At 41.1% G+C, this 21,614-nt stretch carries 21 protein-coding genes; 3 read left to right on the top strand and 18 right to left on the bottom strand.

All coding sequences use genetic code 11. The features are described from left to right. The first annotated feature begins 175 nt into the window (after positions 1-175). Complete coding sequence (locus ACLJJ6_RS03415) at positions 176-1,273, top strand: M24 family metallopeptidase (protein WP_412990040.1); 1,098 nt, start codon at positions 176-178, stop codon at positions 1,271-1,273. A gap of 128 nt (positions 1,274-1,401) precedes the next feature. On the opposite strand, the gene ACLJJ6_RS03410 is transcribed toward ACLJJ6_RS03415, so the two are convergent. After that, a complete protein-coding gene (locus ACLJJ6_RS03410; RefSeq protein WP_412990039.1) occupies positions 1,402-1,800 on the bottom strand; it encodes a hypothetical protein in 399 nt (132 codons plus the stop codon). A gap of 21 nt (positions 1,801-1,821) precedes the next feature. Further along, a complete protein-coding gene (locus ACLJJ6_RS03405) occupies positions 1,822-2,226 on the bottom strand; it encodes a DUF948 domain-containing protein (protein WP_412990038.1) in 405 nt (134 codons plus the stop codon). A 134-nt stretch (positions 2,227-2,360) separates the two neighbouring features. Here ACLJJ6_RS03405 and ACLJJ6_RS03400 point away from each other — a divergent pair, with 134 nt between their 5' ends. Further along, complete coding sequence (locus ACLJJ6_RS03400; protein WP_412990037.1) at positions 2,361-3,248, top strand: mechanosensitive ion channel family protein; 888 nt, start codon at positions 2,361-2,363, stop codon at positions 3,246-3,248. Between the two features lie 164 nt (positions 3,249-3,412). Next, positions 3,413-4,654 (top strand): ISL3 family transposase, encoded by a 1,242-nt coding sequence (locus ACLJJ6_RS03395; RefSeq protein WP_412988180.1) that lies wholly within the window; start codon positions 3,413-3,415, stop codon positions 4,652-4,654. A gap of 172 nt (positions 4,655-4,826) precedes the next feature. Here the strand turns inward: ACLJJ6_RS03395 and ACLJJ6_RS03390 are convergent, their stop codons facing one another. The 16 genes from ACLJJ6_RS03390 to dinB form a co-directional block, all read right to left on the bottom strand. Then, complete coding sequence (locus ACLJJ6_RS03390) at positions 4,827-5,426, bottom strand: XTP/dITP diphosphatase (protein ID WP_412990036.1); 600 nt, start codon at positions 5,424-5,426, stop codon at positions 4,827-4,829. Further along, on the bottom strand, positions 5,419-6,258 hold the full coding sequence (racE, locus tag ACLJJ6_RS03385; RefSeq protein WP_412990035.1) for a glutamate racemase: 840 nt from the start codon (positions 6,256-6,258) through the stop codon (positions 5,419-5,421). Before racE ends, ACLJJ6_RS03390 begins: the two co-directional genes overlap by 8 nt. A 149-nt stretch (positions 6,259-6,407) precedes the next feature. Then, positions 6,408-7,661, bottom strand: coding sequence for a D-alanyl-lipoteichoic acid biosynthesis protein DltD (gene dltD, locus ACLJJ6_RS03380; RefSeq protein WP_412990034.1), 1,254 nt, complete (start codon positions 7,659-7,661; stop codon positions 6,408-6,410). Beyond that, the gene (dltC, locus tag ACLJJ6_RS03375) at positions 7,661-7,897 is read right to left on the bottom strand and encodes a D-alanine--poly(phosphoribitol) ligase subunit DltC (RefSeq protein ID WP_412990033.1); all 237 of its coding nucleotides are present in this window, start codon (positions 7,895-7,897) and stop codon (positions 7,661-7,663) included. Before dltC ends, dltD begins: the two co-directional genes overlap by 1 nt. A 29-nt stretch (positions 7,898-7,926) precedes the next feature. Then, positions 7,927-9,126, bottom strand: coding sequence for a D-alanyl-lipoteichoic acid biosynthesis protein DltB (gene dltB, locus ACLJJ6_RS03370; protein WP_412990423.1), 1,200 nt, complete (start codon positions 9,124-9,126; stop codon positions 7,927-7,929). Further along, positions 9,126-10,649, bottom strand: a complete 1,524-nt coding sequence (dltA, locus tag ACLJJ6_RS03365) for a D-alanine--poly(phosphoribitol) ligase subunit DltA (protein ID WP_412990032.1) — start codon at positions 10,647-10,649, stop codon at positions 9,126-9,128. Before dltA ends, dltB begins: the two co-directional genes overlap by 1 nt. A 30-nt stretch (positions 10,650-10,679) precedes the next feature. Continuing rightward, complete coding sequence (locus ACLJJ6_RS03360; protein ID WP_412990031.1) at positions 10,680-10,829, bottom strand: teichoic acid D-Ala incorporation-associated protein DltX; 150 nt, start codon at positions 10,827-10,829, stop codon at positions 10,680-10,682. Positions 10,830-11,040: 211 nt separating this feature from the next. Next, on the bottom strand, positions 11,041-11,352 hold the full coding sequence (gene trxA, locus ACLJJ6_RS03355; RefSeq protein ID WP_412990030.1) for a thioredoxin: 312 nt from the start codon (positions 11,350-11,352) through the stop codon (positions 11,041-11,043). Between the two features lie 84 nt (positions 11,353-11,436). Next, on the bottom strand, positions 11,437-13,797 hold the full coding sequence (locus tag ACLJJ6_RS03350; protein ID WP_412990029.1) for an endonuclease MutS2: 2,361 nt from the start codon (positions 13,795-13,797) through the stop codon (positions 11,437-11,439). A gap of 139 nt (positions 13,798-13,936) precedes the next feature. Further along, positions 13,937-14,224, bottom strand: a complete 288-nt coding sequence (locus ACLJJ6_RS03345) for a DUF1292 domain-containing protein (RefSeq protein WP_412990028.1) — start codon at positions 14,222-14,224, stop codon at positions 13,937-13,939. Positions 14,225-14,233: 9 nt separating this feature from the next. After that, entirely contained in the window at positions 14,234-14,674 is a 441-nt protein-coding gene (ruvX, locus tag ACLJJ6_RS03340; protein WP_412990027.1) for a Holliday junction resolvase RuvX, read from the bottom strand. Next, positions 14,671-14,970, bottom strand: coding sequence for an IreB family regulatory phosphoprotein (locus ACLJJ6_RS03335; protein WP_412990026.1), 300 nt, complete (start codon positions 14,968-14,970; stop codon positions 14,671-14,673). Before ACLJJ6_RS03335 ends, ruvX begins: the two co-directional genes overlap by 4 nt. 118 nt (positions 14,971-15,088) lie before the next feature. Beyond that, complete coding sequence (alaS, locus tag ACLJJ6_RS03330; protein ID WP_412990025.1) at positions 15,089-17,728, bottom strand: alanine--tRNA ligase; 2,640 nt, start codon at positions 17,726-17,728, stop codon at positions 15,089-15,091. A 248-nt stretch (positions 17,729-17,976) separates the two neighbouring features. After that, positions 17,977-19,353 carry a DEAD/DEAH box helicase gene (locus tag ACLJJ6_RS03325; RefSeq protein WP_412990024.1) on the bottom strand — a complete coding sequence of 459 codons (1,377 nt, stop codon included), beginning with the start codon at positions 19,351-19,353 and terminating at the stop codon, positions 17,977-17,979. Between the two features lie 3 nt (positions 19,354-19,356). Continuing rightward, positions 19,357-20,319 carry a DHH family phosphoesterase gene (locus tag ACLJJ6_RS03320; protein ID WP_412990023.1) on the bottom strand — a complete coding sequence of 321 codons (963 nt, stop codon included), beginning with the start codon at positions 20,317-20,319 and terminating at the stop codon, positions 19,357-19,359. A 99-nt stretch (positions 20,320-20,418) separates the two neighbouring features. Beyond that, positions 20,419-21,537 (bottom strand): DNA polymerase IV, encoded by a 1,119-nt coding sequence (gene dinB, locus ACLJJ6_RS03315; RefSeq protein ID WP_412990022.1) that lies wholly within the window; start codon positions 21,535-21,537, stop codon positions 20,419-20,421. Between the last annotated feature and the right edge of the window lie 77 nt (positions 21,538-21,614).

The following is a 21,614-nucleotide window of genomic DNA, read 5'->3' as shown; positions in this document are numbered from 1 at the left end:
CGTTATTATACGTTTTCATATGTTTTCACTGTCTTGTCAACGTTATCAAAAATGACTTAATTCTGCAAGCATAGAAACCACTTTCATGAAAAATATACCCCTTTTTTTGAGATATTTCAAGCCTAAACCGGTGTGATATAATATTTATAACTAAATATAGAAAGAAGACGATTCCATGTCACAGTTAGACCGCGTTCGTGATTGGGTAAGCCAGCACGATATCGACGTTGCCTACATCAGCGATCCGAAGTCCATTGAATACTTAACCAGCTTTGCTAGCGATCCGGTTGAGCGAATTCTTGGTTTGTTTGTTTTTGCAGATCAGGACCCCTTTTTATTTGCGCCGGCCCTCGAGGTCGAAGCCATTCATGATACCGGCTGGAAATATCCCGTTTATGGCTATTTAGATCATGAACATCCCTTTGAAATGATTGCCGCACAAATTAAAAAAGGAGTCGCAGCACCAAAAAAATGGGCGGTTGAAAAAAATAATCTCACCCTAGCGCATTTTAACGCAATTCGCGGACAATTCCCTGACGCCCACTTTGACCAAGATTTGACCGCCACCATTCAAAATCTACGCCTAATTAAGTCGCCTGCCGAAATTGCCAAATTAGAAGCTGCTGGTCGTGAAGCAGATTTTGCGTTCCAAATTGGCTTTGAAGCTGTTCAAACGGGGCGCACAGAGGCAGAAGTGGCCGCTGAACTTGAATATGCCCTCAAGAAGAAGGGCGTGATGCAAATGAGCTTCGACACCTTAATTCAAGCCGGTGCTCACGCTGCTGAACCACATGGTGCCACTGACATGAACAAAATTCAGAATAACGAACTCGTTTTATTTGATTTGGGTACTGTTCATCAGGGTTACATTAGTGATGCTTCCCGGACGGTTGCTGTGGGGAAACCTGACGATAAGGCGTTAGACATTTACAAGGTTTGTCTTGAGGCGCAATTAACTGCACAAACAAAGGCAAAACCGGGAATGATTGCTGAAGATCTTGATAAAATTGCGCGCGACATCATTACCAAAGCTGGTTACGGAGACTACTTCATTCATCGCCTAGGTCACGGTATGGGGATGGGCGAACATGAATTTCCATCAATCATGGCTGGTAACAAAATGGTGCTAACGGAAGGGATGTGTTTCTCAATTGAACCAGGAATCTACATTCCAGGAGTTGCTGGCGTTAGAATTGAAGATTGCGTCCATATTACCCAAAATGGTTGTGAACCATTTACACATACATCAAAAGAATTAACTTACGTGGGCTAGGGTACAAATAATGTCATCGATAGATAACCATTTGTCCTCACCTACGCTGTTTATAGAAGTTTAAGTGGCATTTATGCCTCAAACTAAAAATCTCTTGCAGTTTTATTTTTCTGCAAGAGATTTTTTTGTTATTCAGTTTTAGTCTCATCTGGATGTGTATGTGGCATAAAGACCTCAGTTGGTGCCTCGTAGCTTTCATTACCATTGACGAAAACATCATTTTCTTCGTCTAACTCATCCTTTAGCTCATCTGTAGAATCGCGAAAACTATCCGTAGCCGCATTCAAAAATTCATTTTTACTTTCTAAAACCTTGTTTTTTAGGTCAACTGCAGAATCATAAACGCGATCCTTGAGTTCTTGTTCCCAATCGGCACCTTCTAAATCATTTTGCTCTCTAAAGCGATTGACTTTGCTTTGAGCAGCTCTGATAAGCTCTTCTTTAGTTGTTCCCGTTAATTTTAAAGTTCCATAAACAGCTGCTGCGCCACCAATGAGTACCCCTAATAATAATTTGCCTTTAGCCATTTTAAAAACCTCCTTCAGAAATTATGCCTTATTTTTTCTTTCCCGATACATGTTTACAGCACCCTTACCAACTTTTAAGGCTGTCGAGACCTTGCCCGTTTTCTTGCCGGGATTAGTTATTTTGTTCGTTAAATTCCGCGTTGCCTCGTTCAAATCAGAAGTACTTTGACCCAAATCAGCCATTGCCTGGAACACAGGATCTAATGTCGCCACTTTGCCATTAACATCTTCTAACAAGTTATTGGCATTGGCCATAATGTCTTCTGCCTCTTTTGAAAGCAGGTCAACATCTTTGGTCACGACGGCTAAACTTCGATTAATTTCGACTAATATTTTTGAAGCTCGAACTAAGACGACGCCTATAAACAACACTAGTATCAATAATGCCACTGCTGCAATAATTGCCGCGATTCCGCCACCTGTCATATTTCATCCTCCTGTTACTTAATTGTCTTAAGCATAGCATGACAAATTACTCACTGCAATTAAAAAACAAGAAAACCTTTTATCAAATTAGCTTACAAGCCAGAGCCAGTCTGTTAAAATCAAGATACAAGGAGATGACCATTATCAATTTTCTAGGTGCAACAACTTCACCCACTTCATTAATTAAAGCTTTTCGGAATTATTTTACTTCTTTTGATTGGCAAAAGCTTGCCGAATCACTGATTAATCATGTGGTTGAGCTGATATTAATTTCGATTTTTTTCTGGCTAATTAATACGTTTGGTAAAAAATTACTGACTCGTGGTTTGCGCAAATATCATCATTTAAATGAATCCATTCCAAGTCGCGCAGTCACCCTACTAGCACTGGTTGTCAACATTTTTCACTATGTGGTGTTGTTTTTCTACCTCTACGCCGTCTTATCCATCATCGGTGTTCCGGTGGGCACGTTAATTGCTGGTGCTGGAATCATTAGTATCGCGGTTGGGCTTGGTGCTCAAGGTCTAGTCAGTGACATTGTGAACGGCCTCTTCATTTTGCTTGATGGTCAAATTGACGTCGGTGATGCCATTACGATCCAAAATATCAGTGGTAAGGTTACCGAAATTGGTCTCCGTTCGACGCAAGTTTTATCTGACGATGGGACCACGAACTTCATCCCGAATCGTTCAATTACAACTATTGCGAACCACTCACGAAACGATCAGGTGGTGTCTGTCTTTTTAGCCTTTAGTGACCTCACGCAATTAAAAGCAGCCACCGAGGTAATTAGCAAGTTGACACCTAAATTAGTAGCTGACACTAATTTAGTGACAACAGAACCGACCATCACGAGTCCCGTTCAGGATAGCCAAGGCAACATTGGTTTGCGTGTAAAACTTTACGTTGAAAATGGCACGGTCGATCAGGTTCAGACCATGTTGCTGCAAAACTACTTAACGGCCTTAGCAGCCGAAAATATTAAAATCATGAACAATCACCTCAATCAATCCACTAATTAATTTTAATTTAAAAAACCAGCCATAAAAGGCGCCAAACAGTGGGTCTACACTTTCTGGTATTGGTGAATAACTGATACCAGTTTTTATTTTGAAAAAAAAAAGGACATTTGCCCTCTTTGTGTTACGATTTAATCGCCTAATAAAATCGAAAAGAGGAAAAACAAATGTCCCTAACTAATTCTATCCTAAGCCTATTCGAAATAACAGACCCTAATTTAACTGTAACTGAGATTACTAAGGAACATTATCCCAATGGGCAACACGTTCATGTCGTTCACGCTATCCTTTCCTATCAACTTTTAAAATGTCCTCATTGTGGCCATAAATCTCTAATCAAAAATGGAACTCACATTGGCCATCTAAGATTGGGAACCTTATCAGGTGGACGTTATGAGATGCAGCTAAAACGACAAAGATATCAATGTAAACGGTGTTTAAAAACCTGTGGTGCTCAAACTAACCTCGTTAAACGTAATGAAACTTTTACGCATAATGTGAAACATCAAGTAATTGTTCTGGCTCGGGATATGCTGACCAGTAAAGAAATCGCTAAGATTTGTGGGATTTCACCAAGTAGTGTTCAACGCATTTTAAATGCGAATATTCACTTAGCTTATCGTGTTAAAACACTCCCCCAAAATCTTTGTTTTGATGAATTCCGTTCCTGTAATCATCTAATGTCCTTTAACTGTTGCGATGCCGTTAGTCATCGCCGCATTGTGATTCTTAAGGATCGCCTTAGTAAGGATATCATTGATTACTTTGAAGCTCGCTATTCAGTTCAAGAACGTATGAAAGTTCAAACAATCACCGTTGATATGAATGCTGAGTATGCTGGCTTTATTCATCGGTTATTTCCTAAGGCAATAACCATCATTGACCGTTTCCACATTATTCAACTTGCCGGTCGGGCACTGGATAACGAACGTACACGTGTGATCCATACTTTTCAAGATAAGCATTCCCGAGTTTATCGCATTCTAAAATCTCAATGGCGTTTGTTCCATTTGGCAGAAGAAAAGGTCAATGATACTAAACTTATCTATTTACACGGTATCAACGAATACATGACCCAACAGAACGCCATTGACCTAGCCTTAGATGAATTTCCAGAATTTAAAACTGTGTATCAAACCTATCAAGGAATTCTAACAGCCATTCAACAAAAAGATGCGGTTGGATTTAAAACCTTGATTGCCAACTACAAGGCGGCTGGCAACCAAATGGATATTACTATCTCAACTTTAATAAAGAATGGTCCTGCTGTTCTCAATAGTTGTCGTTATCCGTATTCCAACGGTCCTATTGAAGGACTAAATCGTAAAATTAAGGTGTTAAAGCGTAGCTGTTTTGGTTTTCAAAATATTCATAACTTTTTCATTCGTATCAGTTTAATTTATGCGTAAACAAAAAAAGCACATTCACCGAAGTGAACATGCTTTTCAAAAATCTCCACCAATACAATTTGACAGAGACCCAATACAGTTAGACAAAACTAACTTTATTGGCGCCTTTTACAGCTGGCTTGAATCCTTTTTTGATTTCTATTAGGCCGATTAAGCTTTCAAAACTTCTGGTTTACCACCACTCATCAAACTCGGTAAGTAACTTTTGACTAGCTCTGCCACGATGACTAATCGCATTTTTTTCTTCCGGTGTCATTTCTGCTAATGATTTTTGCTTTGCTGCTACCCAGAATAAGGGATCGTAGCCAAATCCATTTTCCCCACGTGGTACGAGAAGAATCTGGCCCTTTAATTCCCCATCAACAACCAGTTTTTCACCTTCAGGCTTCATCAAAACTAAGGTGGTATGGAAAGTGGCCGTTCGTTTTTCCATTGGGACTCCAGCCAATTCACTTAGTAATTTCGCATTATTAGCCGCATCATCATGATCACCCGCGTAACGGGCTGAAAAAATTCCTGGACGTCCATTCAAGGCATCTACTTCTAATCCAGAATCATCTGCTAACACTGGTAAATTTGTCAGCTGGGCCACAGCTTTTGCTTTTAGGGTGGCATTTTCTTCAAAGGTTAAGCCGTTTTCTGCAATCTCGCCCACTTGTGGATAATCCTTTAAAGAAGAAACCGCAATCTGTTTAGGTGCAAACAATTTTTGAAACTCCCGCAATTTACCTGCGTTTTTTGTTGCAACAACGATTTGATCGTGATTAGCCATTGTCACTTACCTCCAATTTTAACTGCTTGATTTGTGTTTTTTGTGCCTGGACTTCAAACTTTAGCCACTGACTAGCAATTTGATTAAAACTTGCCGGCGAGGCCGTGGTATAGTAAGCGTTCGTTTGTTGATCACCGTTGGCATCCTTAGCAATATCAAAATAATCTAATAACGCAGATACTGTCCCGATCGTTTCAGCTCCGGAATCAATCAATCGCACCTCATCCCCCATCACATCTTGGATAATTGGCCTCAACAAGGGATAATGGGTGCATCCCAAAACTAGCGTGTCCACATTTTTATTCTCAAAATACTGGAGTGTTTCCGCAACTACCTTTTTGGCCACTGAGGATTTATACGCATTACTTTCAACCAGTGAAACAAATTTGGGGCATGCTAAACTAAATACTTTTACTGAGTTATCTTTTGCTAAAATTGCCTGTTCATAAGCATGACTTTTGACCGTTCCCTCCGTACCAATCACACCAATTCGGCGGTTCTTAGTCACCTTGAGAGCGGCTCTGCTGCCCGGCGAAATAACACCAATCACCGGAATTGGCAATTTTTCTTTTAAATCATCCAAGGCAGCTGCCGTAGCAGTATTGCAAGCAATGACCAGCATTTTAATGTTTTTCTTCATCAAAAAAGCTGCCATTTGTTCTGAAAACTGTTGCACTTCTGCACTTGAACGTGGTCCATATGGTAATCTAGCCTGATCGCCGATAAAATACACGGTCTCCAGAGGTAACTGACGGAGAGCTTCCCGAACAACGGTTAAGCCACCTACGCCCGAGTCCATAAATCCGATTGCACGATTATCCATTTTCTTCATCCTTTTCACGTAATCTGAAACTACATTATCTCTTTTTAAATTAAGAAAAGCAAGTTTTGACGCTAGCCACTTTCTCCAAACGAAAAGGCCGATATCCAAAGTGACCCCAACAATCAGTTTGAGAGCTGACTTTTGGAGGTCATTTAAATCTATTTAATTATCGTTTGTTTTTGCCATGCCTCTGAATAGAAATAGGGTTTGATTTGATAGTGCGGTGCTGGTTGTTTTTTAGTTAAAAACGGGTTCAAAGCTTGATCTGCTGCCAACCAACCGCGCCAGCCTAAGTGAATCGTATCCTGCATAAAGTAGGGCACGTCTCCTTGACGACTCAAATCACAGATGTTTGTAAAACCTTGTGAGGTCAATTGATAACGGATCTTGCGGTCAAACGTACGTAACATTTTTTGCGACAATCCCGTATAGTCCGCCCACTTCTGATTCACTGGCGGAATAATAAACATCACATTGGTGTGCAAAGCCGCAAACTGATTCAAAACGAGTTCAAAATCACTGAATTCAGGAGACTGGGTGTAACGCCAATTTTCTTCCAAATTCTTGAATTTTTTGATCTTTTTCCGTAAGCGTTGATTGTAAAAGCGATTATCAATTTCAAAGCGGTTATTTGACGTTTTTCGCCGTCCCACTCGAACTGCTAGTTGGTCAAGTTTTTTCGGCTGATAAACAGAAGGTAACGGTTGCGCACTTTGTACCAGTCTGTCACGATTGTTTTTCATTTTCAAACTAGAAAATAATTGATCTTCGTGTTGCAGCAACCTTTGCTGATAAGTTAAGTAGGTGCGTTCATATTGCGTTAAGTGCTCACCTTTTTGAATCCGTTGCAAGGCGACCATAATGGTGTGATTAGCTTTACCCGCCGGCATTGCTAGAAGACGTTTTGCGGCATATCGATCCTCTTTTGTATTTGTCTGACGCGTTAATAACCATGTTATCGCTTGTAATGGTGAATAATAAAAGCTAAAAGCGTCTTTACGCGTGCCTTTTTTAACGAACCATTGGGGTGAAATCACAAACACTGCCTTACGATTTTTTAACTGGGCTGTAATCAACTGCATTTGAAAATAATGCGTTAATGACTGGGTACCAGGATTCCCCATTAAAAATGGGGTGTATTTTCGGTGATACTTACTTGCCAAAACCGATGGATGAGCAAAATCAAACCGTGAGAACTCCGAAGAGCCAAAAAATGGGACATACTCCTGATGTGCCAATGCGGAAGCCTTAATAACTTGTCCTTTTAAAACATTTGGTGATAACCCAATTGCCGCCTTGCTTTCAGTTTTCGACGTTATATGGTTAAGCTTGAATGGGGAAAACAAAAGCGCCATCAACAGCAGGGCTGCAAAAATAACCGGCCCAAAAATTTGAAAAAGTTTTTTTGCCACTAGTCTTTCATTTCCTTAACTTTAGCAATAATTTTGTTTGGCGTATCCCATTCACTACGTTCAAACTCTGACACCGGTACCTCAATTCCCAATTCACTCTGCAGTTGAAGCAGTAGCTGAACTGTCCCCATTGAATCTAGTAAGCCCGTATCAAAAAGATTACTGTCCAGATCCTGACTCACATCTGTTCCTGTTAAATCCTCTAAAACGTTCAAAACTGTTTCTTTAATTGCCATATTTTCTTTACTCCCCTTCAAAAATTAACTTACTTCATAGTCATCATTGTATTTAAAAACCCAGAAAATAGTAAAAATGTGAAACAAACAAAATTAAAAGTTACAAAAGTCGCGAATACTTCTGTAAATTTATTGTGGGGCAGTTGATGCTGATGTTTCTTCTTATATCTTAACCACCAGTCGTTTACCACTAGTGCAACACCGTGCAAAATGCCATAGGTGATGTAATACCAGGTCACGCCATGCCAAAACCCCATAATTGTCATATTAATGACATAAGTGACATTTGCTGTTGTTTTAGGACTTTTAAACACTTTATGCTTCATCAAAAAGAAGACTAAACGCATATAAATATAGTCCCGAAACCAAAACGATAAGGTCATGTGCCAACGATTCCAAAACTCTTTGATATTATGCGACTTAAATGGTGCATTGAAGTTAATCGGTTTTTCAATGCCCATAAAATAACTGGTTCCAATCGCAAACAAGCTGTAACCTGCAAAATCAAAAAACAAATACATACTGTAAACATACATGACCCCCACTAGCGACCACGACATTCCGTGAGCCATCAAAGCCTGATGTTCAAGCTTAGGCAACAGAAGTGTTCCAAAAACATAGGCCAACATATATTTGTAAACAAAACCCATAAAAATATTATGAACGCCTTTTTGCAACAAGTTTAAATACTTGTCGGTACTGGGAACTTGTTCATAATCCCGGCGAAAGCGGCGATAACGATCGATCGGCCCGGAAGAAATGGTTGGGAAAAAGACTAAAAATTGTAAGAAGAACCAGGGATTAAAGTCTTTTAGAACCCCATCACGCGATTCCATAATGGTTTGCACCGCTTTAAAGGTCAAATAACTAATTCCCAAGAAACCAATGAGCGATTGCTGTCCAGCCTGAAGTGCGGGGGTAACTTTGACAATCACTAGGGGCAAGATGGCAAGCATCACTGCCCCGACAAAAACAGGAGTTTGATTTTGTTTTTTTCGATAGTTTGTGTACAGCCAAACCAAAGCGACTTCATAAATCAAATACGCAATTAAGGCGTATCCCTGTTCTAATTTTGGTCCTCCAAACGTTAAGACTAGAAAAAATAACGAAATTAACGTTTCATACCAGTGAAATTTTTTGCCACAAAGCAACCCGATGATGGTCGGTAGGAGCGCAATCCCCAAAAGTCCAAAGTAAGCAGGATTTTCATACGGTGTAAAAGATAACATCATGAATTAACCTCACTCATTATGGATTTTATATCGATTTTCCCATTTGCGGTAAGTGGCAATGCCGCCTTAAACACAAACCGGTTCGGTACCATGTAAGGCATCATCATCGTTTGTAAATCTTTTTTGATCGCCATGGTAAGTTCCATTTGGGTTTTAAAGTTATTTTCTTTCGTTGTCACGTAGGCTACAAGTTGTGAAACTTTATGATTTAAATCATATTTAGGTACGGCAACGGCTTGTTTAATTAATCGTTGCGCATTTAAAAAATGATTAACTTCTTCCAACTCAATTCGGTAGCCATGAAGTTTAATCTGAAAATCAAGTCTGCCCAGATAACGCAGCATCCCGTCCGCAGTTAATTTACCTAGGTCACCTGTATAATAAATTTTCTGGCCATCAAGGCTTTTGAACACACCAGCTGTTTTTTGAGGATTATTTAGATAGCCTTTGGAAACTCCGGGACCAGCAATCACGATTTCACCTGACTCATCTGGCGCTACGTCTCTTCCCTTTTGATCCACAATCTTAATAAGGGTGTCCGCTTTGGGTCTTCCAATTGGTAACCGCTCATACTCAGATAGTACCGCTGTTGTTACTTCAACTGCCGTTACCGCCACGGTTGCTTCCGTTGGCCCATAAGTATTATAGATGTGAGCCTGTGGAAACCGCTGTTTGAGCAAGGCTGCCGTTTGATGGGTAAGTTCTTCGCCGCAAAAAAGAAAATGCGTAAGCTCGGGCAAATGTGTGGCATCAAAGGTTGGCTGCAACAGGCAAATTTCAACAAACGATGGGGTTGATACCCATTCGTTGATGTGCATTTTTGGTAAATAAGCAAAAAGCTGTTTAAAATCGTCCGTTATCTGTTTAGGTAAAACCCGCAAAGTTCCCCCATTAACTAACGTCGGATAAAGGCTCATTACGGACAAGTCAAAAGAATAGGGTGCTTGCGCTAAACAGGTGGGTGCACTCGGTAATTTAAAATCCGTCAACATCCAGTTCACAAAACTACTCAGATTACGGTGACTAATTTGGACCCCTTTTGGCTTGCCAGTTGTACCAGAAGTAAAAATAATGTAAAAATTTTGGTCATTTTTTACCGCATTGGTGGCATGAAATTCAACGGTGTGCTGAAAAATCTGTGTCAATGTGGCCGTATTTATAACAGGTATATCATCTATCCCAATTGGTAGTTGGGTAACCGCAATGCAAGCAGCCGGCCGGGCAATTTCTTTGATCATCGTTAACCGTTCATTCGGTGAATGTTGATCAATTGGTATATAAGCATGCCCACTTTTGACCACCCCTAAAAATGTGGCGATCATTTCAAATGTCTGGCCACCATAAACCATAATTGGTGCCGATGTTGTGAAGTGCATCTGGCTAATTTGGGAAGCTAATGCATCCGAATACTGTTTTAATTCACGGTATGTATGCGTCTCTCCCAAATAGTCATAAGCAATGTGATCAGGTGTTGCTACTGCAACTTGATCAATGGCTTGAATGACATTCGTCATTGTCATTTTTAAATCCCCCCATAGTTCGTTTTAAACCTAAAATTCGTTGTAAATAAAAGTACCGCCCTGTATGCCGCTATAGCCGTACAAATAAACCAAAACTAAAAAAACGGCAAAATAAAAAAACATTCGTACTAGAAATTTCACCGATTCCCGAGTCCACAATGTTTTAAAAAAGTTTTTCATGTTTTCCCCCCTTGAATACATGCTTTACCTTCACAGTATCTCATGAATGATTCGACCTGTAAATATCTTTCAGTATAATCACTTAATCTTCCTGTAACAATCCATTAACACAATCGTTAACAACTTCTTTATTTCCATTAAATTTTTCTAGCTAAAAAAAGAGGCACACGAATTTTTCGTGTGCCTCTTCCCAATACATCCCCACAGATACTTAAGCATACTGTGCTAAGACTTTTTCGATTTGTTCTTTGGAATGATAACCAACTAAGGTGTCCACAACGGCACCGTCTTTTTTAACCATTAAAGTCGGAATACTCATAATACCGAAGTTTTGAGCAGTCTTTGGATTGGCATCAACATCCATTTTAGTAAATTTCACCTTATCATTCATTTCTCCTTCAAGTTGCTCAACAACAGGAGATTGCATCCGACAAGGTCCACACCAAGTTGCCCAAAAATCAGTCAAAGTCACACCGTCACTGGTTTTGTCATTAAAGTTATCGTCCGTAATTGCTTCTACCATATCAATTTGCCCTCTTTCTTGTTTACTATCAATAGTTTATCAAAAAAAAAAATAAATACAAAAATTTTGCTTACTAAAAATTAGCTACTTAAAGTAAACAACCGTTGCGCCATTACCGCCAGCGTTAGGCGCAGCATACTCAAAATGTTTTACTTGGCGATTGCGCTGTAAGTATTTTGTAATCCCATTACGTAAAGCACCCGTTCCCTTGCCATGGACAATCGTAACCATGGGGTATCCCGCTAGCAGTGCGGAATCAATATAGCGGTCGACCTCAGTCATTGCTTCTTCGTATCGTTTGCCGCGCAAATCAAGGGTCGTTTTGACCGCTGAACTAGCTGTCCGTCTGATCGTTGTTCTACTGCCCGTTCTGGCTTCTTTTTCTGGTGCAATTTTTTCTAATTCGTCAGTAGCTACCTTCATCTTTAAAATCCCCAACTGGACTTCCCAGTGCTTTTTATCCAGTTGACGAAGCAACGTGCCGCGTTGCCCATAACTCGTCACGAGAACATCATCATTGACTTTCAGAGTTTGCTTTGCCTTGGCACGTTGGAGGACCCGATTCTTTTTCAGGTTCGGTGCCTGGTGCAACGCATTTAATTCGCTTTTAGAATCAATCAGCTGGTTTTCCTTAATACTTGCGCCACCCTGCATTTCCATCTTTCGAAGTCGTTTAATAATCTCCGTTGCTTTCTTTTCAGCGTCAGCGACCAGATCATTGGCCTGCAACTTAGCTTTCTCTAAATATTGGTCCTTAGAGTTAAGCAATTTTTGATATTCATTGCTCAAATCCTGATGCAATTGTTCTGCTTCTGCCACTTCCGTTTTTAAACGAGCAGCCCGATCACTAGCTTCTTTTTGCCGAGCAGCCAAATCTTTAATCATTGCACTGAGGTCCTGACTATCTTGATCCATTAAACCCCGGGCTTGTGAAATAACACCAGGCTCAACGCCCAAGCGCGTTGCAATATCAAAAGCGTTACTACTCCCCGGAATACCCACTAATAACTTGTAAGTAGGCTTTAAGGTTTGGGTATCAAATTCCATACTAGCATTCATGGTTTCCGGTCGGTTATAGCCGTATGCTTTAAGCTCAGGATAGTGCGTAGTGGCCATGACGTAACTTCCCGCACTCCCGACACGATCCAGTATCGCGATGGCCAGGGCTGCCCCTTCTTTAGGATCTGTGCCCCCACCCAGTTCATCAAAGAGAACTAAACTATGCTGATCGATCTGAGCCAGAATTTTGACAATGTTATCCATATGAGAAGAAAAAGTACTCAAATTTTGTTCGATTGATTGTTCGTCACCGATATCCGCAAAAATCTCAGTAAAAATTCCCATCTGGCTATGCTCATTAACCGGGATAAACAATCCGGATTGAGCCATTAATTGTAAAAGGCCAAAGGTTTTCAAAGTAATTGTTTTGCCACCCGTATTAGGTCCGGTAATGATCAAGGCTTTATAGGTTTCGCCAAGTTCAATATCATTAGCAACCACTTTTTGGGGGTCAATCAATGGATGACGTGCACTCCTGAAGTAAACATGGTTCTCTTTTGAAATTGTGGGTTCCGTTCCTTTAATTGCCGCTGCATAGCGCGCCTTGGCATTAATAAAGTCTAAGTGCCCTAAGATGGTCGCATTATTCAAAAGTTCCTCTCGGTAAGGTGTCAAAAGTTCAGAAAGCTCAGCTAAAATACGTTCCTCTTCATTTTTTTCTTCTACTTGATTTTGGCGCAAACGATTATTCAGTTCCATGACTGCTTGCGGCTCAATATAAAGCGTCTGACCAGAAGCACTTTGATCATGAACGACCCCACCAAAATGATTGCGGTACTGGGCCATCACCGGGATCACATAGCGGCCATCACGCATCGTAATGATTGTTTCGCTCAAATACTTCGCATCTTTTCCACGCGTATAACCATCCATTTTCGTTCTAATTTCGGATTCCGTTGTCGAAATACGCGTCCGAATGCCAAATAATTTATCGGAGGCTTCGTTGGTAATGTGCCCATCACCCTCAATTGATTTAATGAGCCGTTTCGAAATCTCTGGTAATATTTCTAGTTTGGCAACAGTTTCGAATAGCGTATGGAATGTTATTTTCTCTTCTTCTAATTTAGCAAAAAAGCGAACAATATCCTGTGTTGTGCGCAGCATCTTAGTGATTTGGGCAAGCTCCAAGCCACTTAAAGTCGCCCCTATCTCCAATCGCTTCATTTGCGGGCGAATATTAGCCAATTTAGCAATTGGAATGCCCCCCTTTAATCGATAAATATCAGCGCCGTCTAATGTTTCCGTGAGGGCCAGTTGAATCGCCTCATAGTCCGTCATCGGAAACAGATTAGCTAACTCCTGGAGGCCATTTTGAGAAGCCAGGTAAGGTTTCAGCTTATCCTTTACCTTTTGATATTCTAAAGTTTCAAAAATCTTTTTATTCATTTTTCAGTTCCTTTTATTGTTTAATCGTATTTTTGGCTTCAACACGTTCTTAACTTCATTAAAAAGAAAAGAAAACGACCAGATCTGAAGTTACTATCCACCCAGATTTGATCGTTTTCAACCTAATCGACAAAAAGCACTAAGCCTCGTCATTGTCGCCCAAGAAAGTATTTAAAACTTCTTCGACCATTTTCCATTCATCGTCTGATTCGATTTCATTTAACTGTCCTTCATCTGCATTGCCATTTTCATCTGGCACATAAGAATAAGCCTGAATGTCAACTTGTTCATCATTTTCTGCATCAGCAGGGTACAAAAACATATAGGATTTACCATAATCCTCGGAATCAAACGTAAATAAAACGTTGTAAAGTTCTTCATTTCCGTGTTCGTCAACGAGTGTAATCTGTTGTTCCTCTTCGCTCATTAGGAAACCTCACTTTAATTTATTTAATAACTTACCGTGGCGATCTAAATAATTTTCAAGTATCAAACTAGCTGCCAATTTATCAATAACTTTTTTTCTTTTCTTACGTGAAGTGTCGGCCTGCTCAATCAACATCCGCTGAGCCTCAACAGTCGTGAGCCGTTCATCTTGGTAATCGACTGGTAAATTGAAGGTGTCGGTCATCAGCTTACCGTAAGCCTTCGCGGCGTCCACTCGGGGTCCCGACGTATTATTCATATTTTTTGGAAGCCCCACTACAAATCCAGCGACGTCAAATTGTTTAACAAGTTCTGCAATGCGTGAAACACCAAACTCTTCCAGTTCCTCATTAATGGCCACAATTTCAACACCTTGTGCTGTCCATCCCAGTTCATCACTTACCGCCACTCCGACTGTTTTAGAGCCAACATCTAAACCCATTAATCTCATTTAACTGGACCTGCTGACTGGCCAGATTTATCCAGATCCTTATGGTCCTTTGCGAGATAATTACGCACGAGTTCCTCAATAATTTCATCACGTTGATGTTTCCGAATCAAGTTACGTGCATCATTTAATCGCGGGATATACGCTGGGTCTCCCGAGAGTAAGTATCCAACAATTTGGTCAATTGGATTGTATCCTTTCTCCTCTAGGGCATCATAAACCGTTTTTAAGGTTTCGTGTAAATCCTTAGGAGCATCGTTACTAAAGTCAAAAAACATTGTCTTGTCTAATTTACTCATCGAAAGCACCTCCTGTACTGTCATCAAGCTAATTCTACCTGATGAAGAAAAAAAGTACAAATATTGAAGGCCGTTGTAATCAATTCGTAACACCCCGTTAGCAAATTAGCAATATATCTCAGTTTTGTGTTAACCACGTTATGCCGTCAGCAAGCGCCTGTTTTAATCCAGCAGGATTGCTTCCGCCAGCCTGGGCTAAATTAGGACGACCCCCGCCACCACCGTTAATTTGTTTAGCAATGGCGCGAATAAGATCACCGGCTTTCAGTCCAGCTTTCACCTTATCTTCCGACACAGCTACTAATAAGTTCGCCTTTTCACCGATTGTCGTGCCTAAAATCAGGACATCAGAAATTTGACGCTGCTTCCAATCATCAGCAAGTTCCCGTAATTGCGGCATTCCTGAAACTTTAACCACATCAGCTACCACCGTATAATTGCCAGCTTGTTGAACCTGATCGAAAATACCGGCAGCAGCCTGTTTAGCCATCTTAGACTCCAGTGTACTTACCTTTTGTGTCATCTCTTTTAGACTCGTCTGTAACTGAGCCACTTTGTGAGGTGTATCCTTAATTTGAATGGCCTTTACTTCCGAAGCCGTCTGTTGCAACAAACGTTCCCGCTTTAAGAGGTATTCATAAGCTTCTGCTGAAGTTACCGCCTCAATTCGACGCACTCCTGCGCCCACACCAGATTCGGAAATAATTTTAAAGAGCCCCAACTCATTGGTGTTTTTGACGTGATCGCCACCGCAAAACTCAACGGAGTAATCGCCGATACTTACCACCCGGACCTTTTTGCCATACTTTTCTGTAAATAACGCAATGGCGCCCATTTTTTTGGCAGATTCAATATCCGTTTCCACAGTTGTCACCGGGATTTCTGCAAAAATCTTCTGATTGACAATGCGCTCAACTTTTTGCAAATCCTCAGTTGTCACCTGACCAAAATGAGTGAAGTCAAACCGCAGGTAGTCTGGTTCAACTAAGGAACCCGCCTGTTTTGTGTGTGAACCAAACACATCGCGCAGAGCTTGATCTAATAAATGGGTGGCAGTATGGTTTTTCTCAACTTTGCTATGAAAATGCAGGTCAACCTTTAAAGTGTAGGTCTGTTCTGTTTCTAATGTTCGTAAAACCTTAACCGTATGCAGATTTTGCCCATTAGGTGCATGCTGAACATCCTTGACCTCGGCAACCACATTCCCATGATTGTCCGTAATTGTGCCCTTATCAGCGACCTGCCCACCCATTTCTGCATAAAATGGGGTTACATCAAAAATGAGTTGGGCTTCTCCCTTTTGTGCAGTAGTAACGATCTGGTCATTTTGAATAATATCTTTCAAGGTACTGTGTGGCACTGTAAGTTCTGTATATCCAACATAGCGACTGGGTGTCTTGATGTCCGTGAGCAAATCAGATTGAACGCCCATCGAAACGAGGTTGCCACGGGCCGCACGTGCGCGTTGTTTTTGCTGTTGCATTTCAGCCTCGAAACCATCTTTGTCCACCTCAAGGCCCTCGTTATGCGCATATTCCATCGTTAAATCTAATGGGAACCCATAGGTATCAAATAATTTAAAGGCATCAGCCCCAGTAATGACGTTCTCATTGGCAGCTTTTTGTTTTGCAATAATCTGGTCTAATAACTGAACCCCTTCGTTCAGCGTTTCGTTAAAACGATCTTCTTCTGACTCAACAACTTTGGCAATATAATCTTTTTGTTCCAGCACTTCGGGATAATAAGACTTCATAATTTCGCCTACCACAGGCACTAATTGATATAAGAAACTCTTTTCAATCCCTAATTTTTGCCCATACATCACTGCGCGGCGAATGAGACGACGAATAACATAACCCCGTCCTTCATTGGAAGGTAAGGCACCGTCCCCGATTGCAAACGTGATTGCCCGCGCATGGTCGGCAATTACCTTAAACGCCACATCTTGTTCTGGATCATCGTGATAAGTCTTACCACTGAATGTTTCTGTCTTTTTAATCAGAGGGAGAAACAAATCTGTTTCAAAATTCGTGGGGGCATTCTGGAAAATGGAGACTACCCGTTCTAATCCCATCCCCGTATCAATATTTTTATGTGGCAACGGTTCGTAGGAACCATCCGGCTGATGATTAAACTGAGAGAAAACAATATTCCAGATTTCCAGATAGCGTTCATTTTCGCCACCAGGGTAATTTTCAGGATCATCAGCAGCTAGATTATTAAAAGCCTCACCGCGATCATAGAAAATTTCTGAGTCCGGACCACTAGGACCTTCACCGATATCCCAAAAGTTATCTTCAACCGCAATAATGTGATTAGCAGGAACGCCCACAGCTTCCCAATCTTTTTTAGCTTCAGTATCCTTAGGGTAAACTGTGATGTACAGTTTTTCTGGATCCATAGCAAACCACTGCGGGCTAGTCAAAAGTTCCCATGCCCAGGTAATTGCTTCTTCTTTAAAATAATCGCCAACCGAAAAATTTCCTAACATTTCAAAGAGTGTATGATGGCGGGCAGTATGACCCACATTTTCGATATCATTTGTCCGAATACTTTTTTGTGAGCTGGTCAAACGCGGCACTTCAGGAACGACGCTGCCATCAAAATACTTCTTCATCGTCGCCACTCCAGAATTAATCCACAATAAGGTGGGATCATCGTGGGGAACTAAGGATGCACTTGGTTCGATGATATGGCCTTTAGATTGAAAAAAGTCCAAAAACATTTTTCTAACTTCACTACTTGATTTTCTTTCCATAATTTTTCCTCTCCAATGACATAAAAAGACCGTTGCTAGTAAAGACGCCTTAGCGCGGTACCACTTTACTTGCAACGATCTTGATCGTTTACCTCTTAAGCTCTTTAACGCAGAGTCGCGGATCTCATTTAAGGTAGCACTATCATTTTAAACTCGTTTTTCTCATCAGCCAAAACGTTTCTGAAAAGTTTAGGCATGATAGCATGTCCTTAACCAAATGTTATTATATTGCAGTCAAACTCCGCTTGTCAATGCTCGCTCGAATTTCGCTTGGCTCGATTTTGCTTAATCTTTTGTCGTTTAGTTTTAAGAAATTCCTGATGTTTAGCCACCCGCCGATCACGCTGGTCTTTTAGTTCAATCGCTTTCTTAATTTGCCGTTTGTAACCTGGCTTAACTTTGCGCTTTTTCTTTTTAACTAAGCCCACCATCGTTGGATCCAGCTTATGATGATCTTTTTTTCGCGTTATGCGTCGATTACGATCGTAGGAAGCCACTACTTCACCGTTTTTAATCGCTTTAGGTTGGAATTTTACACCCAATTTCTCAATTTCCGAAATTTTTGCCTCTTCACCGGGCTCGTAAAGGGTGATTGCCACACCGGACATTCCGTTACGTCCAGTTCGACCAACGCGATGAATGAAAAATTCCAGATCATCCGGAATGCCATCATTAATCACCATCGAGACGCCTTCAATATCAATTCCCCGCGCTGCTAAATCGGTTGCCACTACAAATTGAAAATCAAGGTTGTGGATTTCTTTCATCACACGTTTGCGTTCGCGTGGCGGAACTCCCCCGTGCACCTTTGCAACCTTAAGTCCCTGATTTTTTAAGTAAGCTGTTAATTCATCCGCTCGATCTTTGGTATTGCAGAAAATCAAGACAAGATATGGTTCACCAATCGTCAATAGTTGATGAATGACACTATTTTTACTCTTACTTTTGGTTGGAATCAGCCAATTCTCGATAGTTGGACTAATAATACTTTGTACTGGGATTTCTTCAATAACCGGATTTACCATGTATTTTTTCAAAAAGACATTTAACGATTTAGGTATCGTAGCCGAAAAGACCATCATCTGTAGCTTGGTTGGTAAACTCGCGGCGATTTTATCAACCTCATTTAAAAAGCCCATATCAAGGGTCATATCTGCTTCATCCACCACAAACTGGGTTGCCAAGTGGACATCAAGTGCTTGACTTTTGATCAGGTCCCAGACACGGCCAGGTGTCCCGATAACCACTTGGGGTTGCCGATGGTTCAATTTTTCCACCTGACGTTTTTTATCCGTTCCGCCAACAAAATTGCTAACTTCAATTTCTTTTTCAGAATATTTTGCTAATTGGCGTGCCGCTGCAAAAATTTGATAGGCCAGTTCACGGCTCGGGGTTGTAATGACGGCCTGAACCTGCTGCTTATCTGGGTCAATTTGATTTAAAATCGGTAACAAAAATGTATGCGTCTTGCCACTTCCCGTTTGTGATTGGCCAATGACACTTTTGCCTGACATAATAACCGGAATTAGTTTTTCTTGCACTGGTGTTGGCTGTTTAAAATTAATCTCTTTAAGCGCGGAAATTAAAAAAGGTTGTAGACCAAATTCTGTAAAATTGCTAGTCATGAATTATACCTTTCCCTTCTGCTGATACGCTGCAGCAATCTCTGCAAGCTCAGTTCTAATCACATTCACTTCTGCCATATCCTTAGCTTTAGCTCCACTTGCTAATGCATGTCCACCACCATCATGGCGTTTGGCTAAACCGTTGATGGAAGGTCCTTTCGACCGAAGACGGACGCGATAACTCCCGTCTCTTTGGACCACAAAAATTGCCCAGCAAACCACGGTATCAATCTTACCCGGTAAAGGCACAACCCCTGCTGTCCCCGCGTCCTTTAAATCAAACTGATCCAAAACTTCTGCTGTCAAGCAAACCGTTGCGGCCCCCGCATCCGTAATTTCTAAGTTTTGATAAACATATGCTGATAGGCGTGCCACGGGTAGCGCGATGCTATCCAATTTTTGGTTAACTGCCGTAACATCAAATCCGGTAGCCATCAAAGCTGCCGCGACGCGTAATGTGTGAGGCGTAGTTGCCGGATATAAGAAGCGGCCAGTGTCGCCAACAATTCCTGCATAGAGCGCTCTGGCAGCCTCTGAAGTTAGCGTAAGTTCTTTTTTAAATTGATGATAAAAATCATAGATGAGTTCCGAACTGCTGGAAGCACTAGGCACCACCCACATTAAATCACCGTACGGATCGTCATTGGGATGATGATCGATTTTTATTAATTCCTGGCCATTTGTGTAACGATTATCATCAACCCGAGGTGGATTAGCAGTATCCGTAACAATTACCAAGGCATCATCATAATCATCATCGTCTGCAATTTCCATTTCGCCGATCCAATTCAAACCACTCACTTGTTTCCCGACTGCTAAAACAGTTTTCATGGGGAAAGATGCCTGAATAATTTCAGCCAACCCAATTTGTGAGCCAATTGCGTCAGGATCCGGACGCTGGTGACGATGAATAATAATTCGTTGGTGTTTTTTTATTTGTTCAAAAATTTCTTGCTGCAGTGTCATATTTTCTTCTTTCTATTTCACTCAAAGTTACATAACGTGTGTTCACTTCAACCAAGTATACTAGGTTTCGGCCGCAAACACAAAATTTGTTGCAGGGGACTATTGGAAGAGTGGTAAAACCATATTTTGGAAATTAACCCCTGCTAAATTCGTGAGTGTAATTCCTAACAAACGAACGCCCCGATCTGAATCACCAAATTCTTCAAATAACTGATTAGCATAGAAAAAATAGGCTTCCTCGGTATTCTCCAAAAATTCCCCAAAAGTTTGGCGTTTCGTGATGGTCTCAAAATCGGAGTAACGAATCTTTAAAACCAACGTTTTGCCATGCTTTTCACGTTTCTTCATTGCAGAAGCCACTTTGCCAGCAAGTTCATGTAAAGCCTGTTCAATTTCTGTTGCCGTCGTCAAATTAGGGTTATAGGTACTTTCTTTGCCAATTGATTTTCGTTGTCGTTGATAGGCTACCGGACGATCATCGGCCCCTCTTACCCGGTGATACAAAACGTCGCCAAAACGTCCGAATTGATGAATCAATTCTAGCTCGCTTTTTAAGTATAAGTCCCGGCCGGTAAAAATCTTCAACGCGTGCATTTTAGGAATGGTTTTTACGCCAACACCACGAAACTTTTCAATTGGCAACTCATCCAAAAACTCACGAACATCTTCTGGAAGGATAACAGCGACACCGACTGGCTTTTGGTATTCTGAGGCGAGTTTGGCTAAAAACTTATTGTAGGAGATGCCCGTGGAGCAGGTTAGCTTGGTTTTAGCATAGATCTCGCTTTGTATCCGGTGGGCCACTTCAACTGCACTTTCGATGTGTTTTTTATTTTGGGTCACATCCAAGTAAGCCTCATCAAACGCTACTGGTTCAATCTTTTCAGTGTAAGTGTGAAAAATTTCATGAACCTGCTCTGAAACTTGTCGATATAATTCAAAGTTTGGTGTTTTAAAGACCGCTTTGGGGCAGAGTTCCAGCGCTTTTTGGGCACTCATTGCCGAATGGACGCCAGATTTTCTTGCAAGATAGTTGGCCGTCGCAACAACACCCTTACCGCCTGTTTGTCGCGGGTCGCGCGCAATAACTAAAGGTTGCCTACGCAACTGCGGATTTTCTCGTTCTTCAATGGAAGCATAAAAGGCGTCCATATCCACATGGATAATTTTCCGCGATGTATCGATATGAATTGGAATATTTTCAACTGTTGCTTTCATGATTATCACCCACCGTAAGTTTACCCGAACGTACGTTTGAACACAAGCCAAAAACAAAAAAGGAAGAGGAAAGGAAA

This window comes from Pediococcus siamensis (assembly GCF_047220215.1).
Taxonomy (GTDB): domain Bacteria; phylum Bacillota; class Bacilli; order Lactobacillales; family Lactobacillaceae; genus Pediococcus; species Pediococcus siamensis.
The sequence above is the reverse complement of the archived record's forward strand: the minus strand, read 5'-3'. Positions and strand labels throughout refer to the sequence as shown.

What these genes read in the sequence shown, in the direction of transcription:
- dltB (WP_412990423.1), bottom strand. Translation starts at nt 9,126, where the DNA reads ATGTTATCTTTTACACCGTATGAAAATCCTGCTTACTTTGGACTTTTG.
- ACLJJ6_RS03320 (WP_412990023.1), bottom strand. Translation starts at nt 20,319, where the DNA reads ATGACACTGCAGCAAGAAATTTTTGAACAAATAAAAAAACACCAACGA.
- ACLJJ6_RS03345 (WP_412990028.1), bottom strand. Translation starts at nt 14,224, where the DNA reads ATGAGCGAAGAGGAACAACAGATTACACTCGTTGACGAACACGGAAAT.
- ACLJJ6_RS03325 (WP_412990024.1), bottom strand. Translation starts at nt 19,353, where the DNA reads ATGACTAGCAATTTTACAGAATTTGGTCTACAACCTTTTTTAATTTCC.
- ACLJJ6_RS03415 (WP_412990040.1), top strand. Translation starts at nt 176, where the DNA reads ATGTCACAGTTAGACCGCGTTCGTGATTGGGTAAGCCAGCACGATATC.
- dltC (WP_412990033.1), bottom strand. Translation starts at nt 7,897, where the DNA reads ATGGCAATTAAAGAAACAGTTTTGAACGTTTTAGAGGATTTAACAGGA.
- trxA (WP_412990030.1), bottom strand. Translation starts at nt 11,352, where the DNA reads ATGGTAGAAGCAATTACGGACGATAACTTTAATGACAAAACCAGTGAC.
- ACLJJ6_RS03410 (WP_412990039.1), bottom strand. Translation starts at nt 1,800, where the DNA reads ATGGCTAAAGGCAAATTATTATTAGGGGTACTCATTGGTGGCGCAGCA.
- alaS (WP_412990025.1), bottom strand. Translation starts at nt 17,728, where the DNA reads ATGGAAAGAAAATCAAGTAGTGAAGTTAGAAAAATGTTTTTGGACTTT.
- dinB (WP_412990022.1), bottom strand. Translation starts at nt 21,537, where the DNA reads ATGAAAGCAACAGTTGAAAATATTCCAATTCATATCGATACATCGCGG.
- racE (WP_412990035.1), bottom strand. Translation starts at nt 6,258, where the DNA reads ATGAAGAAAATGGATAATCGTGCAATCGGATTTATGGACTCGGGCGTA.
- ACLJJ6_RS03350 (WP_412990029.1), bottom strand. Translation starts at nt 13,797, where the DNA reads ATGAATAAAAAGATTTTTGAAACTTTAGAATATCAAAAGGTAAAGGAT.
- dltA (WP_412990032.1), bottom strand. Translation starts at nt 10,649, where the DNA reads ATGACAATGACGAATGTCATTCAAGCCATTGATCAAGTTGCAGTAGCA.
- ruvX (WP_412990027.1), bottom strand. Translation starts at nt 14,674, where the DNA reads ATGAGATTAATGGGTTTAGATGTTGGCTCTAAAACAGTCGGAGTGGCG.
- ACLJJ6_RS03395 (WP_412988180.1), top strand. Translation starts at nt 3,413, where the DNA reads ATGTCCCTAACTAATTCTATCCTAAGCCTATTCGAAATAACAGACCCT.
- ACLJJ6_RS03405 (WP_412990038.1), bottom strand. Translation starts at nt 2,226, where the DNA reads ATGACAGGTGGCGGAATCGCGGCAATTATTGCAGCAGTGGCATTATTG.
- ACLJJ6_RS03400 (WP_412990037.1), top strand. Translation starts at nt 2,361, where the DNA reads ATGACCATTATCAATTTTCTAGGTGCAACAACTTCACCCACTTCATTA.
- ACLJJ6_RS03390 (WP_412990036.1), bottom strand. Translation starts at nt 5,426, where the DNA reads ATGGCTAATCACGATCAAATCGTTGTTGCAACAAAAAACGCAGGTAAA.
- ACLJJ6_RS03335 (WP_412990026.1), bottom strand. Translation starts at nt 14,970, where the DNA reads ATGAGTAAATTAGACAAGACAATGTTTTTTGACTTTAGTAACGATGCT.
- ACLJJ6_RS03360 (WP_412990031.1), bottom strand. Translation starts at nt 10,829, where the DNA reads ATGAAAAACTTTTTTAAAACATTGTGGACTCGGGAATCGGTGAAATTT.